Source organism: Leptotrichia sp. (assembly GCF_057270615.1).
On record NZ_DBHIXN010000132.1, the window covers coordinates 1 to 1,617 of the forward strand.

A 1,617-nucleotide genomic window follows, 5' to 3' on the forward strand; every position below is an offset into this window, starting at 1 on the left:
CTTCCAGAGAGCCTTGTTCATAGGAACGTAATAATCTTTATAAGCCTGAATATCTGCAACCCCTTCTTCTTTTAGGAGTTGTGTCAAAGCCACATCCTCAGCATCATCAAAATCAAGTAAGGTGTGGTCGAGGTCGAAAAGTAGAAATTTATAGGACAATTTGAGAGTTTTCCTTTCTAAGGGGATTCAAAGGTACAAAAGGGGGTGCAAGTAGCAATTATTTGAGTAATGAGAATTTTTTTACTAGCTGAAGAGAGTAATTTCGAAGATCTTTGGCTTTAAATGGTGAAAAAGGAAGTCTTGCCATTGTCAAAGCTAAATAAGCCTTTTGAAAGTCTTTGTACTGCCCAAGTTTATTTAATTTATTATATTGCGATTCAGTAATAATGATATTTTGCGAGGCGTCCAATAATGTAAAAACAATCAAATTAAGTAGATCTTCATTCCCATATGTATATTCTTCATAAGACTGTTTAATGTGAACTATATAGTTTTTCATTTCATTTTCTGATTCTTTAGGAATCAAAATCGCAAAATATGTTGTATTAAAATCTTTACCAGGAATCAACCCGAAAATAGATGGAACCGTTGGATTTATTTGAGTTGAATTGAAATACATTGTTCCAGAAATAAATGCTTTTGATTGGAATCTCAAATCAAAAAACTCTAATTTAAATTCTTTTTCAAAATCACTGTAATTTGGTGATTCATTTCTATCAAAAATTCTTTCAAACTTCAGTTTTAAAACAGCGTTTAAATCATAACTAGCATTTTCAGAAATTAATTTCGTTGAGAGTTCTTGTCTTAGTAAATAATCTATTTCTTTTTCTTCGGTAATCATTTTAGCATAAGACTTTTTCGAATTTATTTTTCGTTTTTTATTTGGAGAATGAACCTCGGTTTCTAGTTTAAAATCATAAATAAAAAATCTGTAAAGAAATAAGCTGAGGTACGTTTCTATATCTGTAGAATCTACTAGGGATTTTATCTCAAGACGTTCAAATAATTGAGAATCGTGTTCTTTGCAAAATAAGTTTTGAACACCAGATTTGTTAATATGACTTTTATAGACTACATCAACAGAATCCAGTTCGTAAGTATTCTCGACAACATGCCTAATATCAGTTGAATATATTACGCCACTCGGAGAAATTTTCTTTAAGAATGATTTTGGGTAGGTATGTGATTTAATAGCAATTTTATCGCAATTATTAAAATGACAAATAGTATTGGTTGTAATATCACGATAATAATCACTTTCATTCAACTTAAGAAATTTGTTGTCATCACCTATTTTGTGTGAATAAATAATCTTTTCAAATTCTTCGTCAATTTTTTGAAAATTATAAACCATTTAATACCCGCTCCTAAAAATTAATTAATAATATTATATCACATCAAAAATATAACTGATATCTACAATAGTTAGTTAAGCGTAATAAAATATCCACCAGTTCTCCTTAACAAATTTCTCCTCGTTCACGTTATTCTTTAGAAATTTTTAAAATTTTGATGTATTCATTTTCCTCATAGTAATTTCCTCCTCGCTTATTTATGAGTAAAATAAAAAAAGTCCAGTTCCACAACCAGACTTTCTAATCATGACAATTATTGGAA

At 29.2% G+C, this 1,617-nt stretch carries 1 protein-coding gene; it reads right to left on the reverse strand.

Annotated elements, in window-relative coordinates; all coding sequences use genetic code 11:
* Positions 1–217: 217 nt before the first annotated feature.
* Positions 218–1,354 carry a hypothetical protein gene (locus ACO409_RS10900; protein WP_485557182.1) on the reverse strand — a complete coding sequence of 379 codons (1,137 nt, stop codon included), beginning with the start codon at positions 1,352–1,354 and terminating at the stop codon, positions 218–220.
* Between the last annotated feature and the right edge of the window lie 263 nt (positions 1,355–1,617).

Excerpts from the sequence above, each read along its gene's own strand:
- ACO409_RS10900 (WP_485557182.1), bottom strand. The coding sequence starts at position 1,354 with ATGGTTTATAATTTTCAAAAAATTGACGAAGAATTTGAAAAGATTATT.